Source organism: Lelliottia sp. F153 (assembly GCF_002870005.1).
GTDB classification, from domain to species: domain Bacteria; phylum Pseudomonadota; class Gammaproteobacteria; order Enterobacterales; family Enterobacteriaceae; genus Enterobacter; species Enterobacter nimipressuralis.
On record NZ_PKFT01000003.1, the window covers coordinates 297,407 to 315,983 of the forward strand.

Consider the following 18,577-nt stretch of genomic DNA (forward strand, 5'->3'; position numbering starts at 1 on the left):
GATCCCCTGTTGTGTTTCGCTCAGAACATGATACGGTAATTCGATGAACAGAAAACACCTCCCCGCTTTACATCACACCCTGTGGTGGCTGCCTTCTTAAAGGCGGCCCGGAAGTGTTTTCCCTCTTTTCAGATAGCCGCCGAAAGGCGGCTATTGCATTTCAGAGACGTCTTTCGGCTTTTAAAACCTTAAGGAGTCTTTCATGAACCCTAAAACCACTATTCTCACCGGCGACCGTCCGACTGGTCCTTTGCATCTCGGCCACTATGTTGGATCGCTGCGCCAGCGTGTTGCGTTGCAGCACGACTATCAACAGTTTGTGCTGGTCGCAGACCTACAGGGCCTGACGGATAACGGCAGTAACCCGCAAAAAATACGCGACAACATCCCCGAAGTGCTGGCCGATTATCTGGCCGCAGGTATCGACCCCGACCTCACCACCCTCTGCCTGCAATCCGCCCTGCCGGCGCTTGCCGAGCTGACGATGCTGTATATGAACATCGTCACCGTGGCGCGCGTGGAGCGTAATCCGACGGTGAAAAATGAGATCGCGCAGAAAGGGTTTGCCCGCTCGCTGCCCGCCGGTTTCCTGGTGTACCCCATCAGCCAGGCGGCGGACATTACCGCGTTTAGAGCCGAAGTGGTGCCCGTCGGCGATGACCAGTTGCCGATGATCGAACAAACAAACGAAATCGTACACAAGATGAATAGCCTGCTGCCCGTCCCGGTGCTGCGCCACTGCAAAGCGATGCTGAGCGACACCAGCCGCCTGCCGGGCGTCGACGGTAACGCCAAAATGTCAAAATCCCTCGGCAACACGCTGCACCTTTCGGCCAGCGAAGAGACGATTCACCGCGCCGTCAGCGCCATGTATACGGACCCTAACCATTTGAAAGTGAGCGATCCGGGCCAGATCGAGGGCAACGTGGTGTTCACCTGGCTGGATGCGTTTCACGCGGATAAAGCCAAAGTCGCAGCGATGAAAGCCCACTATCAGCAAGGCGGGCTGGGCGATAGAACTTGCAAAAACGAGCTGGAAGCGTGCCTGCAGGAGCTGATCGCGCCGATGCGCGAGCGGCGGGCGACCTACATCCAGGACAAAAGCCAGCTGATGGAGATACTGAAAAAAGGCAGCGAACGCGCCCATGAAGTCACACAGGCGACCTTAAAAGAGGTAAAACGGGGGCTGGGCGTACCGGTGTTCTGAGAGCGCATTGACGCCTGGCAAGCAGGCGTCAATATCGGTTAGTTGACTGATACCGGACGATCCAGACGCTCGTCGCCCTGATTCTCCTGCGTCGTCGCATGACGCCGCTCCGCCAGCAGACGGCAAATCTCAGCGTGTTTCTCTTCGGTAAAGGTGAAGCGCGACATGCAGCCCAGACGGATCAGCGAGCCAATGGCCGGAAGCAGGCAGATGCCAAAGAATAACCCGGTGAGCACGCCGTCGCTCTGGGTTTGCGCCTGCGGCACGTAGCCGATCATCGTCAGGAACACGCCGATTAAGCCCCCACCCACGGCTACCGACATTTTGCCGGTAAAGGTCTGCCCGGAGAAGGTGATCGCCGCGCAGCGTTTATGGGTGTGGTACTCGGCGTATTCGATGGTGTCGGCGATCATCGACGAGGTGAGGATATTGCTCATCATCACGAACAGCGTGCTCAGGCCGAGCAGCAAGAACAGCAGCGCCGTGTGCTGATAGCCCGCGAACCACATTACCGCGCGCACGGCGATATCCAGCCCGCAGAGGATCATAAACAGTTTTCGTTTCTGCATTTTGCGCGTCAGCATCGGCGCAATCAAACACACCACCGCCGCCACGATCCCCATCACGCCAATCGCCATCTGCAGGCTGCCGTCGCCCAGATTGTAGATAAAGAAGTAGATGTAAATCCCGTTGGCGACGTTGTGGAATACGCAGAAAAAGAACGACAGCAGGATGATAAACAGCGGCTTGTTCTGGCGTAGATTGTGGAAGGTGTCTCGCATCGTCACCTTCTCGGTGCTCGGTGGCACGCGCTCTTTAATCTGCATAAACCCGTTCAGCATCAGCGGCAGGCCGAACAGCATCATCACCAGCGCCGCCATAAAATAGCCTTTGTCGTTGCTATACTGGGCGAAAAACGCCGCCAGTTTCGGGAAGAAGATATTCGCGCAGGCAATACCGGCGTTAACCCCGAGCATGGCCGCCGTCACCGCGCGGGTGCGCTGGCCGGAGTCATTAGTCATCACCGATGACATGGACCAGAACGGGATATCGGAGATGGCGTACAGCGTGCCCCACAGAATGTACGTCACCCCGGCGTAGAGGATTTTGGTGGTCATGTCCGCTTCGATTTTATAGAACGAGAGCAGCGTGACGCCGGTAATCAGCAGCGGTGCGATAAGTAAAAAATGCCTGAACTTACCGAAACGACTGTTAATGGTGTCCATAAAACTGGCGAACAGCGGATCGTGAACCGCATCCCAGACGCGGGCAATGAGGAAGATCGAGCTTGCCGCCAGCGCCGAGATCCCCAGCACGTCGGTGTAAAAATAGTTAATAAATGAACCCACTAAACCAAAACTAAAACACTGACCTAAACCATAGCCAAAATAGGACCACAACTCGCGAGACGGTATTTTCATTGTCGTTGCCATAGTGCGTACCTTGTTGTCCGGCGGCGTACCGCCGGATCGTTATTGTTATGCCTGCGGCTGCGGGGCGATTTGGCGGAGCTTGCGCATCAGGGCGATTTCGCTACGCGAGAACGGGATGCCGTTCTCTTCAAAGACGTCGTGGAACCACAGGCGGCAGTAGTCGGTGGCGCCAGTCATGATCACCGGCCACGGCAGCCAGGTCTGGGTTTTGCCGCGCACCAGGCCCCACTGATAGGGCGCGACCTTCGCGGTGTACATCAGCGGAAGCTGCTCTTCGATGGTGCTGCCGACGTGACGCGCCAGCCATTCGGTGCAAAACAGGGGGCGGCCAAGCTGCTGTAACTGCTGAATAATCGCCGTCATACGCCCGGTATTGGTGTAAGCGTGATAACTCACGACATCCGACAGATCCAGCGCGGTTTGATCGAGCGGATGCTGGAAGAACGTCTCCCCTGCCTCTTCTGCTGGCACGCGCCATGCGCAGACTGTCAGGGGTTGCTCAGGATCTTCTTCCCGCGCCCACTGGAACGCCAGTTTCATCAATTCATGCGCGTAGGTTTCCAGTTTTTCGTCATAGAGCACTTCCACGGTGCCCGTCGCAAAAATCCCGCGGTTGCCCGGTTCGTTATAGAGATCCCAGAGCAGAACGCGCTTATCATCGCGGAACTGGCGGATAACGTCGCGGATATAGCGCTCAATTTGCGGCCAGCAGTCGCGATCGCATACTTTATCGCGCCCTGGGCTTGCCGCCGCCTGGCTGTTGTGTTTGCCCGGCACCGGTGGCTTTTGTGGGCCGAGATACGGCTCGTCACCCGAGAACCCGCAGTCGTCCATCAGCGTCAGCATAGTGCTGAACCCGTGGCGGTCAGCCAGCGTCAGGAAGTGCTCAATGCGCGCCAGCAGCCCGTCGCGATCGTGCTCCCAGACGATAAACGGCAGATTTATGCGCAGGGTGTTGTAGCCCGCCTCCGCCGCCCAGCCCAGCTCGCGGTCGATGGTTTCGGCATCGAACGTCTCCTGCTGCCAGATATCGGTCCAGTTCACCGCCGTCGACGGCAGATAGTTAAATCCGCACAGCCACCCTTTTTGCTGATACCACGCCTGCGCCTGTTCCTTGCTCCACTGCTGTTTCATCGTCGCCTCGCTTGCTGATAATATTTAGCTAATAAATATTAGTTGCGTTATAAATGAGCAAACAGGCGCATTCAGAAAAGCGACAGCAATCACAAAGTTCAGGCTTGAGCGCGTAAGAAACGTGATCGACCACGCTTTCGCCTGACCGATATTAAAGCCGTGAGGTATGATGCTGTTTCTGAAGGGGGAGCGGACGGATGAAGCGGAAAAACAAAATCACAATGAACGATATTGCGCGGGCGGCGGGCGTGTCGCAGGCGACGGTATCGCTGGTGCTTAACCAGTCCCGCAACATCAAACTCAGCGACGAGACGCGCCAGCGGGTGATCGGCGTGGCCGCAGAGCTGGGCTACGATCGCCTGCCCGCCATTCACACGCCGCGCAACCAGGAAGAGGTGGCGCTGCTGGTCAGCTCCCTGCAAAGTTACGATCCGTTTATCGACGCCATCAGCCAGGCGCGGGATGCGGCCTGGCGCAATGAGACGCTGCTGACCGTGTACGATTACGGCGACGACGTGGAGCTGGCCCTGAACATTATTCGCCAGCTGGAGAAGCGCAACTGCGTGGGGATTATCCTCGCCTCCCCCGTCACCACGCTGGTGGACATGACCGATTTCCAGGACTGCACCCAGCTCCCGCTGGTGCTGCTGAATCAGCGCGATCCCGGCTCTCCGCTGCTGCCATCGTTCATTCCCGACGACTACGCCAACGCCTTCCAGGTGACGCGTCATCTGATTGCCCAGGGGGCAACACGCATAGCGCACATCACCGGCGAGAGTTGGATGGAAGCCACCCGCCAGCGTCAAGCGGGTTACCAGGCCGCCCTCGAACAGGCCGGGCTGGCGTACGACGAGAGCCTGGTTCGTCCGACCAACTGGCAGTTCAGTGAGTCCTACACGGCCACCGAGTCCCTGCTGCAACTCCCCACCCGCCCGGATGCGATCTTCTGCGCCAGCGACTGGCTGGCGATCGGCTGCTATCAGGCGCTGGCCGTCAACCACGTGCAGATCCCGCAGGACATGCTGCTGGCGGGCTATGACGATCAGAAAATTTCCGAACAGCTCACCCCGGCGCTAACCAGTATTCAGCTGCCGTACAGCGAGCTGGGACGACTGGCGGTGGAGTATTTGTGCAATCAGGAAGATGCGGCGACGCATGTGACGCTGGCGGGGCGGTTGCGGGTGAGGAGATCGAGTGAGCGTCTTTGAATAAAAGCTTTATTCAATACAACACTAATCATGCTTATTACGTTTTATATTCCTCTGGGCTTTATCGACGGAAATTATAAAAGGCTGTAAAATCAGTTAAGTGGAAAAGGTGCCGGTGGCGCCTTTTTTTGTGGGTAGTGAGAAGCACGTAGGTTGATTGAGAGGGGTTTTGCGAGCATCATCGCAATTATTTTTCTTATTTCGTAACGCGATGACATCCAGTAAAACCCTTGAACAGGCAATTGCCAATATCAATATCTGGCGCAAAGGCGGTGAACGTGCGCCACATAAACCGTTATTGCTCTTGTATGTGCTGGCAAACTAACGTGGACTGCCCCTGTCTGGATCACACTTTTCAACTCAGGATATTCACTTACAATAACCAGGTGTTATTATTCACCCCGTAAATACCTTTCAACTCTACCCGAGGCTTTGATGCTGGAGAATGTAATCATCCGATAATCAGTTCCCCGACCTTTTCAGGCCGGACTGATTATCAATGCGCCGAAATCGAATGCGGACACCGCTGTGTGTTTGCACGTTTTGCACATGATGATTAAACAGGTTTTCCAGTATGAATTTATCCCGTCAGGAACAACGTACCTTACACGTTCTCGCCAAAGGTGGCCGAATCGCGCACGTCCGCGATGCGTCTGGCCGCGTCACCGCCGTTGAATGCTACACCCGCGAAGGGCTGTTGCTGACCGACTGCACCCTTGCCACCTTCAAAAAACTCAAAACCAAAAAACTGATCAAGTCCGTCAACGGTCAGCCCTACCGCATCAACACCACCGGGCTGAATAACGTTCGCGCGCAGCTTGATAACCGCTAAGGAGAGCATGATGGATATCAGCACCCTTATTTCCTCATCCCGACACATCCAGCTGTCAGCGGAGGAAAGTAAAATCCCCTGGGACGAACCGGCCTTCAGCCAGCGCATGCTGGCGAACCATTTGTCGCAGGATCACGACTGGGCCAGCCGCAGGCAGGAGGTCATTGAGCAGCAGGTCGAGTGGATCGCCAGCCAGTTATCCCCTGGCGCACATATCCTCGATCTCGGCTGCGGCCCCGGCTTTTATACCCACCGCTTAGCGGAGCGCGGATTTCACTGCACCGGCGTGGATTTCTCACCGGTATCCGTGAGCTGGGCCCGTCAGCAGGCGCAGAATGCCGGATTGAACATCGACTATGTCCAGCAGGATATCCGCGCATACTGGCCGGATAAATCTTTCGATTTCATCATGATGATGTTCGGGGAACTGAATGTTTTCAGCGCGGCAGATGCGCGCTCACTCGTCAGCCGCTGCGCGCTGTGGCTGGAGCCGGGTGGCAGGCTGCTCACTGAAGTCCATGCTTTCGACGAAGTTAAGCGTCAGGGAATGGCGGAAGCGAGCTGGCAACGCTGTCCGGACGGGCTGTTTCTGAGCGTCCCTCACCTGCTGCTGACGGAACATGGCTGGGATGAAGAAGCACAGACCAGCTCAACGCAGTTCTGGGCCATAGAAGCAAACGGTCAAATCACCCGTTTCGGCAGCCAGATGACGGCCTGGCGCAATGATGAGTACGTCAGCCTGCTCGGTAATGTCGGTTTTACCCTGCTTCCTCCTCCTGAAAGCCACGACTGGCCAGTCAGCGAGACATTTGAAGGAAAGCTGTTTGCTCTGCTGGCTGAAAAAGCAAATACCGCAGAGGAACTTCCTCTTAATACTCAACGCAATAAAAGGAATTCCACATTGGATATCCCACGTATTTTTACCATCAGTGAAAGCGAACACCGCATTCACAACCCGTTCACCGAAGAGAAGTACGCCACGCTGGGCCGTGTGCTGCGCATGAAACCGGAGACCCGCATTCTTGACCTCGGCAGCGGCTCGGGGGAAATGCTCTGTACCTGGGCCCGAGACTACGGTATTACCGGTACCGGCATCGACATGTGCCCGCTCTTTACCTCAAAGGCAAAGCAGCGTGCTGAAGCACTAGGGGTCAGCGAACGCGTCCATTTTATGCATAACGATGCGGCGGGTTACGTCGCCAATGAGAAATGTGACGTGGCGGCCTGTGTCGGCGCGACCTGGATTGCCGGAGGCTTTGCCGGGACGGTCGAACTGCTGGCGCAGAGCCTGAAACCGGGCGGGATCATGCTCATCGGTGAACCCTACTGGCGTCAGGTGCCTGCAACGGACGAGATAGCCCAGGCCTGTGGCGTCAGCTCGACGACCGATTTCCTGACGCTGCCTGAGCTTGTCGTCGCGTTCGATGAACTCGGCTACGACGTGGTGGAAATGGTACTGGCAGACCAGGAAGGCTGGGACCGATATGAAACCGCGAAATGGCTGACCATGCGCCGCTGGCTGGAGGCTAATCCTGACGACGACTTCGCCGCAGAAGTCAGGGCCGAGCTAAACATCTCGCCGAAACGCCACGTGACGTACGCGCGGGAATACTTTGGCTGGGGCGTGTTCGCGCTCATCGCCAGGTAATAACAGGTTCCCGGTATTTCTGACTGGAGATACCGGGGCTTCGCCTTTGCTTTGATCTGTTGCATCACCTGCACAATACATATTCTGTATGTTTATTAATCAGGACGTCACCATAAGGAGCATCATATGTCACAACATGAAAAGTTCTGTCAGGCTTGCGGAATGCCGATGTCTGCACCCGATGCACACAGTGCCAGCGATCAATATTGCGCGTACTGCTGTGACAGCAACGGCAATCTCAAACCCTGGGAAGAAGCGGTATCAGGCTTAGACAGCTTCCTTGATTCCTGGCAAAAAGTCGGCCCGGAAGAAGCCCAGAAGCGGGCAAAACGTTATCTGACGGCAATGCCCGCATGGGCTCATAAAGCGGATGAGTGATTTGAGCTGATTATCTACACTCCCCCGGAATCCATTAAGGAGAGCCAGTGTTTTCTTAAATTATGCTGGGAACCAACGGCCTGCCACGCGCCATTAGATTCTACGAACCGCTGATGGAGATGCTGGGATATCCCCGTGGCGGCCGGAATGAGGAGATCACATGGTGGGGCGTATTCAACGGTAATAACACGACGGCACTGGGTATCGGCAGACCTTTTGATAAACAGGATGCCACGACCGGAAATGGTGTGATGGTCGCCCTGATTGCGCGGTCTGCCGAACATATCCAGCAGCTTCACGCGCTCGCTTTAAACCACGGTGGCATGGACGAGGGAACACCTGACCTGCGCCCGCATTACGGCGAAGGTTTTTACAGCGCTTATGTTAGAGACCCCGATGGCAACAAACTGGCTTTCGTTTATTACACTTCGCAATCCTGAGTACGATTAATCGGGGGCCTTAGCGCCCCTACCTGCCGCTCGTATATCCTATAAAACCCGTTCCAGACCACACAGCCGCACATTCTAAAAGTCATTCTCACATTCAAAAACCCAGTCGCCATTTTGCCTGAAGCCATGAACCTCCCGGTAATATAAGTCGCGCAACCGCATTTCATATCGATCGGCTCTAACGATCAATATCGAAAAACTGATCTATCAAAACGATTATCTTTCTTGCGCCCTGCCTGGTTATCCTTGACTTACATTACTCGCAGAAATGCCTTTTATTACGGTTAGTTATCTAGCTGAGACTTGTTGCGTCCATTTTCCATGTAATCCAAACAATGAGTTCACTAGGGTGCAAAAAGATGAAGAGATGTGCACGTTGCAACAAAAAAAGAAGCGTCCTTGATCAGTGGCTCTCTCTCGATAAAGGATTTTGTGACGAGTACTTATTCGACATGGACGAGGAAATCAGGGAAAGACTGGTTATTCCGATCAGGCACCTCAAAGATGACAACGAAGGGAAATAGTTACTCGTGATGAAGAATAAAATCGACGTCAGCATCATTATCCCTGCTTACAACGCCGCTGCGACCATTGGTCGTCTGGTCAATAAAATCCTCAGTGAAACCCGCGTGGCTATTGAACTTATCGTTATCAATGACGGTTCTACTGATGGAACAGACCACGCTCTTCATCAAATCCATGATGACCGGCTCATTCTGATCGAGCAGGCCAATCAAGGTGTCTTTGCTGCCCGAAATACTGCTCTAGCCTTGCACCAGGGAGAGTGGGTTATATTCCTTGATGCGAACGATGATATAGCAGATGGGTTCATTGAAAAAAGATGGCAAGCAGCTACTGCGTTGCAAGCCGACGTCATGATCTTTAATGGCTGGCATTCTGGCGCTGACAACCATCGAAGAGCTGTCCACCGAAAGCAGTCCTATGGGGCGACTCTGTCAGGGCATGAGTGGATAAGGCACTGTGTAACACGCCGTGAATGGTCACATTACCTGTGGCTGCAAATGGTCAGGTCATCTTATGTAAGGCAGCATTCACTGCGCTTCCAGCCCGGCAGGAGCCATAAAGACATTCTATGGACGGTTCATCTTGCGGCCAGCAATGGTCGGTTCTGCGCATTGGATGTTAAGGACTATATCTATATCAGCAATAAGACCTCTATCACCCACCGACCGGATTACTATGATGTTCGTGCAATAAGCTATGTTGAAGTGATCGCAGGAATTACCCAGCAAGCGGAACAGGAACAAAACCAAAAAATAAAGGTGTTTTTGCTCAGACATGCGCTGGTGGAAGCGCATCATTTGTTGGGATTGTATAGGGAAAAAGGATCTGGATAATTCCAACATTAAAACTAGTTTCAATACAAATATATCCTTTATCAGTTTATTCCAAGGTATTAGCAGCCTGAGTGACATATTTTTCTTTATCAAGCTAATGCGTAATATTTTATAGCGTGCATAAAATAATGCTCTGTTGGTACTGTCTAACCTTCTTAAGTGCTGGGCAATTGTAGTCCTACAGCTACAAAATCCTGCAGTAAGTAACCACCAGGTAGCATCCCTAAAGCGATGTTACCTGGTAGTGTCGCGGAAGTTAACCTGGAAAACGATGCTTGAGAATTACAACTGACGTTGTTCCAGGCTAGAATATATCGTTTTAATTTCGCTTTTTAAACTTTCGCCAAGGTATACCATCGACGTATCGTATCGTTGATACTTTTCATCTCGCGTAGCGCTAAACCAGTTAAAGGAACCGACGCAGAGCAGCCCCTCATCACCAATCACAATCTTACTGTGAACACGGTTAACCAGCTTCGTCGTGATGCCCATTTCATTCAACCTTTCCATTGCTTCATTCAGGCGCTGATGTTTCTCTTTGCGCTTTTCAAAATCTGCATGCTCTGTATTAAACGTTTTATCTGTTACTACAGTGATATCAATACCACGGGCACGCGCCTGAGACATAGATGCCAGAAAACCTGTCTGTTCCAGTTTTTGCCATGTGAGCCACGGGGAAACGATAGTAATGCTCTGATTTATAGTGTCAAAAGTCTGATTCAGAAACGCATCATGTTGCTCCACCCCGTGTAGGGTTGAAATCTGCGTTTGTGAGGTACTTAAATCCTGACGCTCCTGAAACTCAAACTGCAATGCATTATCACTGGAAGCAAACAGGTATTTCGCCAGCAATCCCCGAGGTGACGATCCGGGTTGGATCTCAAACAAATCCATATCACCAAAGGCCAGGAAGCTGTCTTTAGCTCGTGAAACGGCGACGTTCAGCATGCTACTGTCGCTGTCAATAAAACTGCCATCTTCATGCTTCGAATATACAGGAGAGAAAAGCACAATCGCCCTTTCCGCCCCCTGCAATGAATGGACAGTACCGACTGTCAGCGAATTTTCATCGCCACTACAATTAATATCCAGCTTACGTAATGACGATTTAATCATACTGACTTGTGCAGAAAATGGGGTAACAACCCCCACTACTTTATGTAGGGGTTCGCCATAATGGCGCTCGATTTCCTCTTTGTGCGCCGCAAGCCACGCAGCTATCGTCTCAGCTTCAAAGGCGTTATAACGGCTTCCTCCATTGGCCTGCATACCTTTACCATCAATATGCAAATATCCCATTGCAGGAAATATTGTCTCTTTTTCTTCCCCTCGTTTGGGCTGCAACTTACCGTGATAGCAGAGGGTGTTACAGTAGCCAATGATGTTATTGAAGCAGCGACGATGTTCGTACAGATACATCCCCCTCGCAAAGTCCGGATCATATTGATAGCGCGAGTTAAACTGAGCGACCTTCATGACACTGCCAGATGCAGCACTCTTTCCTGAGTCACACACCAAGGCATAAGATTCGGTAAGTTCCTCTTGAGTACCACCAGGAAGGATGTTCTCCTCAACCATGTTGCCGATATCAATACCGGGCAAGCTATTCCAGATAGGCGCAATCTGTTCTGTGTCACCAATCACCAGGGCTTTCTTCGCCAGTGCGAAAGAGGCTGCCGCAACCTCAGGCAACACCTGCCCCGCTTCATCGACAATTAGCAAATCGGCAAAGTTATATAAATAACCATCATCAAACTTCTTGCCGCCAACATGCTCCCTGATGAGCATATGGTGAGGAAGCATAAAGCAGGTCATCACGACACAAGGGGTGAGCTTCATTCTACGCTGCCAGCGGGCTTTAATGGCCTTCGCCCCTTTGAGACCTTTTTCTTTTTGAAGGTTATCGATAGCAGACATATCCATCAGCCACCGGCCTTCCCAGTAATGCGTCGCCAGCAAAAACGCCGGGAAACGGAGCTGTGTATCAGCAAGCTCATCGGCTTCGTGCAGGCTCAACTCTGTTTCGCCCGGATTTCCCAGTGAGTGAGTAATATCGTGCCAGCGTATAGCTGCTTCACTTTCACGTCGGGAAATGTCCTCAGCAAGATCAATTTGCTGTTGATACCCGGCCTGCTCTTTATGAGTTTGTTCAATCAATCCATCGATAAAGGCATCAATTCCATCAGGCTGAGATCCCTGGAATGCTGTCATTCTTTCGCCAAACGTATCCTCCAAAAACAGCTTCATTTGATAGTGACGCTTAGTACGAACGGCGGGAAGCCAAGAGAAGAGAGCGAACATGATCGATTCACCGGCTCGATATTGTTCCCACTGTTTTTTGCCCTGTGTTAATAGCGAGATTTCATTTGTACTATTGAGCAGTAACGTTCTCTTATCCTGAATATACTGCTCGAGATCGTCACTGATGGCATGCCTCTCCTGACGGATTGCGTTCAGGTCATCCCACGCAGGCTCGATTTGCTCAAGCTCTGCAGAGAGTTCAACCAAACGCTGATGCACGAGCTCCACAACCAGTTCAGGTGAATGACATTCCTCATTCGGAAAAGCTGCCCTTGCCTTTTCAAGGAAGAAACACCGAGCATCTTCAACATATTCTAGGGATTCAACACGGTTAAAAAAGTCTTCCGTCTGGTATTTTTTTACCGCCTCGGCTCTTCGTCCCGAAGACGGGAAGTAAGCGCCAAAGCTTTTTACATCAGGTAACCAACGCCCGGCCATAGACCCAGTGCCGGTAGCAAAATCTTTACCGAAGGCCTCGATAATGTTGGTAACGGCCTGATTGTTGGTTGATGTCGCAATCACCACTGGCGGTTCGGTTTTGTTTACAGCCGCTCTCGCCCACTCAGTAGCTATGATTGAGAGAACCAGAGTAGTTTTCCCGGTTCCCGGAGGACCGTTCACGGCAAGAATATCGCCCGGCTGTTGAGTGAGATAATGGCTAAGGGCATCGCGCTGCGCCACAGCCAGCGGAAATTTATCACCGGAATGCCCCAGACGCTCACTGAACATGGCATTGCTAGCAAGGAGCGGTTCAACAGGAGACTTCTCTTTCGAGGCAAAGCGCGCCAGTAATGGCACTTCTTTTTTGCACGACAGCAAATGATCGTACATAGGCAGGATATGGATGCTGGCCCCTCCAGACTGATTGGCTTTAATGATGTAGCCATATCCAGCTGATTCATATTGCTCAGGTGAAGCGAGCCATTCGCCAGCAACATGTTTTAAAAGTTCATCTGAATCTTTAAGGTACTTTTGCCACAACTGCTGATAACGAGCATATCGTTCCGCTCGTTTTTCGTCAGTCTCCTCATGCAGCTCATCTTCATTACCGGGACTAAAAGTGATCGAATCATGCGTGGTTTTGTATTTGTCATATTCCGCCATTTCACCAACAGAAAAGGTACCTTTAGGGAGAGGTTCAAGTAGGTCACGGGGAATGGTGGCTGGCGATGCGGGAAACAAAAATCCTTCACGGTTCAACAGTGCGGAAGTCACCAGAGGCGTAACTATCCCTGGTGCGCCTGCCGTACGTTCCTTGCCATGCTTTAACAGGCGGATCCATACCTGCGGCCGTAACAGCACCTCGACTGTTTTAACCTGCTCGTCTTCGCCCTCGAAGAACGATTGCACGATCTCTTCACCCAACCTTCCCTGATCAACGTTCATCCATTGCGTGAATGAATCTTCATCTTTGCGCTCAAATGCCCCTTTTCCAGACTCGGCATCAGCTAAGGTATTACGCCAGTATGAAGTGAATCCTTGAGTATTGCTGTCCATTCCCCGTCCCGTGACTTAAATAAAACTATTGATTTCGTTGATATAAAACCCTCATGGTTAAACATTGTCCACGATGCGGACACGATCGCAAGAATATGTTTGTGTAGGGAAAGATACCGGAACAGGTTAACCCTCCTATTTTTGTGACCGCACTCGTACTGTGAACGTATATTGAGCTGACCATAGTCATAGCATCTATCTTGCATGCCGATTACAATCATTACTTGATTTTTGCGAGCAGCATTCCGGATTTTGATGACAAACACCATGAAAAAAAATGACAAACGCTGGATTGGCGATCTGCTGGGCGGTTCGTTGATGGTCCGGGAGAGCCGAACCATTGCTGAACTGTTGCTTTCTGAACCAGATGAAACGGCTTGGCAGCAGCAAATAATCAATGAAAACATTCTTCAGGCGTCCTCTACCAGTACCGCAAATCGTTATGCCCGAACCTTAAGGCTGCGATTGATGACCCTGGATCGGGAGTGCTGGAAACTGATTGCTGATGGTAGTGAAAGCGAACGTCTACAAATGCTATTGGTTGCATTGATGATCCAGTCTCCAATTGTTGCGGAGTTTATTGCTGAAGTTGTAAATCCGGCTCGTCAACAGTTTAAAGAAAAACTTGGTATGAACTGCTGGAGTGAATTTGTGGATGAGAATCTGCGATTGCACCCGGAGCTGGCTGCTTTCTCTGATTCATCTATCCAAAAGATGGGCAACAATCTGATTAAGGCTCTGGCAGAAGCTGGTTACCTGGATAGCCCACGCCGCCGCAATTTACAAAACGTTTTCCTTCTACCAGATGTTGCAACGGCCTTGCATCGTTTAAACAAAGCCGTACTGCTCCCTATTCTGGAGGGTAACGCATGAATGACCCGATCCTTGAATATCGATTAAAGCAGTTAGAAGAACGTATCGGCGACGACCGTTTTTTGAAAAACCAAGGTTCCGGCAATGAGATTGGCTTCTGGATTTTTGACTATCCGGCAAAGCAAGAGCTTCAGGTCCGCGAATACCTTCACTTTTTATTCAAAAAACTGGATAAAAAGTACACCTATAGAACGCTAAATATCTTCCAGGTCATCATCGATATGCTTGAAGAACGTAGGCTCTTTGACCGTATCTGCCAGCGAGAGCCTGAACTTGGCCTGGAAACACTGAAAAAGCATCTGGCAGCCCCACTGAGCCAGAAAAAAATCGCGGAATATATTGCGCGCACTGTCGATCTTCCGGCGCAGCAATTTGTTATTCTGACAGGCCTCGGTAACGCCTGGCCGTTGGTTCGTGGTCATGAGCTAATGAGCGCGCTTCAGGACGTGATGGGGTTTACACCACTGCTGATGTTCTATCCAGGCACCTACAGCGGATATGATCTTTCACCACTCGATGGCATTCACTCCCGTAACTATTACCGCGCCTTCAGACTGGTACCCGAAACCGGACCGGCGGCGACTTTGACTCCTCGTTAAAAGACGACAGCAATGAATATTGAACAAATTTTTGAGAAACCGCTAAAACGTAATATTAACGGCGTGGTTAAAGCCGAGCAGACCGACGACGAAAGCGCCTGGATAGAACTGGATGAGTACGTCATTACTCGGGAGCTCGATGGTCACCTGCGTCAGTTCTTTGAAGTCTATGCCCCTGCTACTGGACCAGGCAGATTACAGCTTGCCGACAAAATGGGCGTCTGGGTTTCAGGCTTCTTTGGGTCCGGTAAATCACACTTCATTAAGATCCTTTCCTATCTGCTGGCGAACCGCGAAGTTAGCCACAATGGCGTCACGCGTAATGCGCTCTCCTTCTTTGAAGAGAAAATTGATGATGCACTGCTATTGGCCGATATTCGGAAATCGGTTCAGCATCCGACTGATGTCGTACTATTCAATATTGACTCACGTGCGAATGTTGAAGATGGCGTTGATGCCATCCTCAAAGTCTTTCTGAAAGTCTTTAACGAACTGGCTGGTTATTGTGGGGACTTCCCGCATATTGCACACCTGGAGCGTGAGCTCGATAAGCGTGGACAGTTTGATACCTTTAAAGCTGCCTTCGCGTACATCACTGGCTCTCGCTGGGAAGATGAGCGTGATGTTTATCTGATGATAAACGATCAGATGGCTCAGGCGCTGAGTGTTGCTACAGGCCAGAGTGAAGAGTCTTCTCGCCAGTGGATCGAGCAACTGGATAAGAACTTCCCTCTGGATATCAAAAATTTCTGCACATGGGTGAAAGAGTGGCTCGACAGCCAGGGCAACCGTAACATCCTGTTTATGGTCGATGAAGTAGGTCAGTTCATTGGCAAAGATGGGCAGATGATGCTGAAGCTGCAAACCATCACAGAAGATCTGGGCGTTATTTGCGGTGGCCGCGCATGGGTAGTTGTGACCTCCCAGGCAGACATCAATGCTGCAATCGGCGGTATGAGCAGCGGAGATGGCCGTGACTTCTCCAAGATTCAGGGACGTTTCTCAACGCGCTTACAGCTCTCAAGTTCTAATACCTCAGAAGTTATCCAGAAACGTTTGTTGGTGAAAACCGATGCCGCAATTCCGGCGCTGGAAGCTGTCTGGCAAGAAAAAGGCGATATTCTGCGTAACCAGTTGGCGTTTGACACGACAACCACGGCTACGCTGCGTGCCTATACCAACAGCCGCGAGTTCGTGGATAACTATCCGTTTGTACCGTGGCATTACCAGATTCTGCAAAAGGTCTTTGAATCCATTCGTACCAAAGGGGCGGCTGGTAAGCAGTTAGCAATGGGGGAGCGTTCTCTGCTGGATGCCTTCCAGTCGGCAGCAGTCCAGATTTCTGAAGATGGCCTGGATAGTCTGGTCCCGTTCTGGCGTTTCTACTCTGCGATTGAAAGCTTCCTGGAACCTGCAGTTAGCCGCACTATTATTCAGGCCTGCCAGTCTCCGTCACTGACGGAGTTTGACGGCAAACTACTAAAGACGCTGTTCCTGATCCGCTACGTCGATGTGCTGAAAAGTACTCTCGACAATCTCGTCACGCTCTCTATTGAGCGTATTGATACTGATAAAGTGGAACTCCGTCGACAGATTGAAGCCAGCCTTAATCGTCTGCAGGCTGAGATGCTGATCTCGCGTATTGATGACAAATTTGTTTTTCTCACTAACGAAGAAAAAGAGATTGAAAACGAAATTCGCAATATTGACGTGGAATTCACCACCATCAATAAGCAACTCTCAACGATCATTTTCGAAGAGATCCTGAAAAACAAAAGATTTCGCTATCCGGCCAATAAGCAGGATTTTGATATCAGTCGTTTTTGTAACGGACATCCGTTGGATGGTGCGAATCTTAACGATCTGGTGGTTAAGGTGCTCACACCACTGGACTCGAACTACGAGAGCTATAAGGGTGCGCATTCTAATAGTCTGCTGATGACGGACAGTAAGGACTGCATCTTAATTTGTCTGCCTGATGAGGCTCGTACCTGGCAAGACCTGACCATGTACGCGCAGACTAAAGCCTTCCTTAGCAAGCAAAGCGGACAGCGTCCGGAACAGGCAACTCTGTTGGCAGAAAAAGGCCGTGAAAATGGCATGCGCGAAAAAACGCTGAAGGCGCAGATTGAAGGCTTGCTGGCTCAAGCTGATGTCTGGGCGCTGGGCGAACGGCTGGATAAGAAATCCTCTTCGCCGTTAGCTATCGTGGATGCAGCCTGCGGTTACGTTATCGAGAACAGTTTCTCTAAACTAAAATTGCTGCGTCTTAGCACCGGAGACGTAAATCGTGAAACTCACGCGCTGTTGACAGTAGAAAATGATACCCAGCTCGACCTCGGGGAAATGGAGGAATCCAATCCTGAGGCAATGCGTGAAGTGGATAACTGGATCAGTATGAGTATTGAGACTCATAAGCCAGTTTACCTGCGGGATATACTCACCACTTTTGGCCGTCGCCCATTTGGCTGGCCGGAAGATGAAGTCAAATTGCTGGTTGCTCGGCTGGCACGCAGCGGTAAATACAGCTTCACTCTACAAGGCAGTGAAATCGCACTGAAGCAGGCGTGGGATGCGTTTAATAATTCACGTCGTTACAGCGATTTGCGTCTGCATAAAGTTCGTCGCCATGACGAAGCACAGCTGACTAAAGCTGCGCAGCTGATGGCTGATATTGCTGGAGAACCGTTTAACGAGCGTGAGGAGCAGCCGCTGGTCTCTCATATTCGCGAACTCTTTGGCCGCTGGAAGAGCGAACTGACCGTTTTTAAAACTCGTGCAGAGGGTGGACAAAACCCTGGCCGTAAAGAGATAGAAGAAGGGCTGGTATTGCTGAACGGGATCCTCAACGAGAAAGAGGAATACGCGGTCATTGAAAAAATCACCGCAGCGGCTGACGATCTTAAAGATTTCTCGGAAGACTGGGACGATTTGGTCAGCTTCTACAAAAACCAATACGCCACATGGCAGCGCTTGAGTATGGCGTTCAATGGAAGTTTTAAAGCTAACCGTAACGCGCTGGATAAAGACGAAACGGCCCAAAAGGCTTTGCAGGAGTTGGAAGGTATCTACAGCAAGGCACGACCTTACGGAGAGCTACACCGGATTATTCCACTGATTGAAACCGTTGAAACCATCAACCAGCGTCTGGTGGAAGAATACCGAAGCCATGCGCTGCAGCAGATAGATAACCATATCAATGAGCTGAAGCAAAGCATGCAGGAGATGCACGTCCCTGCTGAATTGCAGCACTCGCTTTTACACCCGATGCAGCAATCGCGTAAGAAAGTGGAGCAGAACGGTCTGATCCCACAGATTATGGAAGAACAGGCTGAGGTTCGGGCGCTACAATTCAAAGCAAACGAACGACTGAACGGCTGGGTTGAAGAACAGCGTAAGAAAGTGCCTGAACCAAAAACCGTCCCTCAGCCAGGGATTATCGATCCAGTAGTTAAGCCTGAACCCAAGCTGAAAAAGACCATCTACGTGAACACGCGTAAAACGATGGAACGAGCTGCGGGTGTGACAACGCTGGATAACGCCGAACAGGTAGACAAAGCCCTGGAGCAACTCCGTAAAACGCTAATGGATGCCATTAACGCAGGCGAACGCGTTCAGCTTCAGTAATATTCCCCACTTTCAGGGCAGACGTTGTCTGCC

General features: G+C 51.4%; 12 protein-coding genes and 2 pseudogenes. 11 read left to right on the plus strand and 3 right to left on the minus strand.

Annotation, left to right across the window (positions count from 1 at the left end; translation table 11 throughout):
- The first annotated feature begins 202 nt into the window (after positions 1 to 202).
- Positions 203 to 1,207, plus strand: a complete 1,005-nt coding sequence (gene trpS / locus F153LOC_RS11120) for a tryptophan--tRNA ligase (protein ID WP_102104507.1) — start codon at positions 203 to 205, stop codon at positions 1,205 to 1,207.
- 38 nt (positions 1,208 to 1,245) lie between these two features.
- On the opposite strand, the gene F153LOC_RS11125 is transcribed toward trpS, so the two are convergent.
- Both F153LOC_RS11125 and F153LOC_RS11130 read right to left on the minus strand, forming a co-directional pair.
- The gene (locus tag F153LOC_RS11125) at positions 1,246 to 2,640 is read right to left on the minus strand and encodes an MFS transporter (protein ID WP_102104506.1); all 1,395 of its coding nucleotides are present in this window, start codon (positions 2,638 to 2,640) and stop codon (positions 1,246 to 1,248) included.
- Positions 2,641 to 2,685: 45 nt separating this feature from the next.
- Positions 2,686 to 3,774 (minus strand): cellulase family glycosylhydrolase, encoded by a 1,089-nt coding sequence (locus tag F153LOC_RS11130; protein ID WP_102104505.1) that lies wholly within the window; start codon positions 3,772 to 3,774, stop codon positions 2,686 to 2,688.
- A gap of 197 nt (positions 3,775 to 3,971) precedes the next feature.
- Between F153LOC_RS11130 and F153LOC_RS11135 the strand changes: the two genes are divergently transcribed.
- The 7 genes and pseudogenes from F153LOC_RS11135 to F153LOC_RS11170 all read left to right on the plus strand — a co-directional run bounded on the left by F153LOC_RS11135 (position 3,972) and on the right by F153LOC_RS11170 (position 9,762).
- The gene (locus F153LOC_RS11135; protein ID WP_102104504.1) at positions 3,972 to 4,982 is read left to right on the plus strand and encodes a LacI family DNA-binding transcriptional regulator; all 1,011 of its coding nucleotides are present in this window, start codon (positions 3,972 to 3,974) and stop codon (positions 4,980 to 4,982) included.
- Positions 4,983 to 5,193: 211 nt separating this feature from the next.
- Positions 5,194 to 5,304 (plus strand): annotated as a pseudogene (locus F153LOC_RS21775) (restriction endonuclease); the annotation flags it as partial.
- A gap of 252 nt (positions 5,305 to 5,556) precedes the next feature.
- Positions 5,557 to 5,814, plus strand: a complete 258-nt coding sequence (locus F153LOC_RS11150; RefSeq protein ID WP_004131894.1) for a YjhX family toxin — start codon at positions 5,557 to 5,559, stop codon at positions 5,812 to 5,814.
- A gap of 7 nt (positions 5,815 to 5,821) precedes the next feature.
- Positions 5,822 to 7,462 carry a class I SAM-dependent methyltransferase gene (locus tag F153LOC_RS11155; RefSeq protein WP_102104503.1) on the plus strand — a complete coding sequence of 547 codons (1,641 nt, stop codon included), beginning with the start codon at positions 5,822 to 5,824 and terminating at the stop codon, positions 7,460 to 7,462.
- Between the two features lie 126 nt (positions 7,463 to 7,588).
- Entirely contained in the window at positions 7,589 to 7,840 is a 252-nt protein-coding gene (locus F153LOC_RS11160) for a zinc ribbon domain-containing protein (RefSeq protein WP_102104502.1), read from the plus strand.
- A 62-nt stretch (positions 7,841 to 7,902) separates the two neighbouring features.
- A complete protein-coding gene (locus F153LOC_RS11165; RefSeq protein WP_233210361.1) occupies positions 7,903 to 8,280 on the plus strand; it encodes a VOC family protein in 378 nt (125 codons plus the stop codon).
- A 542-nt stretch (positions 8,281 to 8,822) separates the two neighbouring features.
- Positions 8,823 to 9,762 (plus strand): annotated as a pseudogene (locus F153LOC_RS11170) (glycosyltransferase).
- A 167-nt stretch (positions 9,763 to 9,929) separates the two neighbouring features.
- Here F153LOC_RS11170 and F153LOC_RS11175 read toward each other — a convergent pair.
- Positions 9,930 to 13,445 (minus strand): AAA domain-containing protein, encoded by a 3,516-nt coding sequence (locus F153LOC_RS11175; RefSeq protein WP_102104501.1) that lies wholly within the window; start codon positions 13,443 to 13,445, stop codon positions 9,930 to 9,932.
- A gap of 255 nt (positions 13,446 to 13,700) precedes the next feature.
- Here F153LOC_RS11175 and F153LOC_RS11180 point away from each other — a divergent pair, with 255 nt between their 5' ends.
- The 3 genes from F153LOC_RS11180 to brxC are packed head-to-tail and all read left to right on the plus strand — an operon-like array spanning position 13,701 to position 18,544.
- Positions 13,701 to 14,318, plus strand: coding sequence for a DUF1819 family protein (locus F153LOC_RS11180; protein ID WP_102104500.1), 618 nt, complete (start codon positions 13,701 to 13,703; stop codon positions 14,316 to 14,318).
- Positions 14,315 to 14,917, plus strand: a complete 603-nt coding sequence (locus F153LOC_RS11185; RefSeq protein WP_102104499.1) for a DUF1788 domain-containing protein — start codon at positions 14,315 to 14,317, stop codon at positions 14,915 to 14,917. Before F153LOC_RS11180 ends, F153LOC_RS11185 begins: the two co-directional genes overlap by 4 nt.
- Before the next feature lie 12 nt (positions 14,918 to 14,929).
- Positions 14,930 to 18,544 carry a BREX system P-loop protein BrxC gene (gene brxC, locus F153LOC_RS11190; protein ID WP_102104498.1) on the plus strand — a complete coding sequence of 1,205 codons (3,615 nt, stop codon included), beginning with the start codon at positions 14,930 to 14,932 and terminating at the stop codon, positions 18,542 to 18,544.
- Positions 18,545 to 18,577: the final 33 nt, after the last annotated feature.

Coding starts and splice junctions, on each gene's coding strand:
- trpS (WP_102104507.1), top strand. CDS start 203: ATGAACCCTAAAACCACTATTCTCACCGGCGACCGTCCGACTGGTCCT.
- F153LOC_RS11125 (WP_102104506.1), bottom strand. CDS start 2,640: ATGGCAACGACAATGAAAATACCGTCTCGCGAGTTGTGGTCCTATTTT.
- F153LOC_RS11130 (WP_102104505.1), bottom strand. CDS start 3,774: ATGAAACAGCAGTGGAGCAAGGAACAGGCGCAGGCGTGGTATCAGCAA.
- F153LOC_RS11135 (WP_102104504.1), top strand. CDS start 3,972: ATGAAGCGGAAAAACAAAATCACAATGAACGATATTGCGCGGGCGGCG.
- F153LOC_RS11150 (WP_004131894.1), top strand. CDS start 5,557: ATGAATTTATCCCGTCAGGAACAACGTACCTTACACGTTCTCGCCAAA.
- F153LOC_RS11155 (WP_102104503.1), top strand. CDS start 5,822: ATGATGGATATCAGCACCCTTATTTCCTCATCCCGACACATCCAGCTG.
- F153LOC_RS11160 (WP_102104502.1), top strand. CDS start 7,589: ATGTCACAACATGAAAAGTTCTGTCAGGCTTGCGGAATGCCGATGTCT.
- F153LOC_RS11165 (WP_233210361.1), top strand. CDS start 7,903: ATGCTGGGAACCAACGGCCTGCCACGCGCCATTAGATTCTACGAACCG.
- F153LOC_RS11175 (WP_102104501.1), bottom strand. CDS start 13,445: ATGGACAGCAATACTCAAGGATTCACTTCATACTGGCGTAATACCTTA.
- F153LOC_RS11180 (WP_102104500.1), top strand. CDS start 13,701: ATGACAAACACCATGAAAAAAAATGACAAACGCTGGATTGGCGATCTG.
- F153LOC_RS11185 (WP_102104499.1), top strand. CDS start 14,315: ATGAATGACCCGATCCTTGAATATCGATTAAAGCAGTTAGAAGAACGT.
- brxC (WP_102104498.1), top strand. CDS start 14,930: ATGAATATTGAACAAATTTTTGAGAAACCGCTAAAACGTAATATTAAC.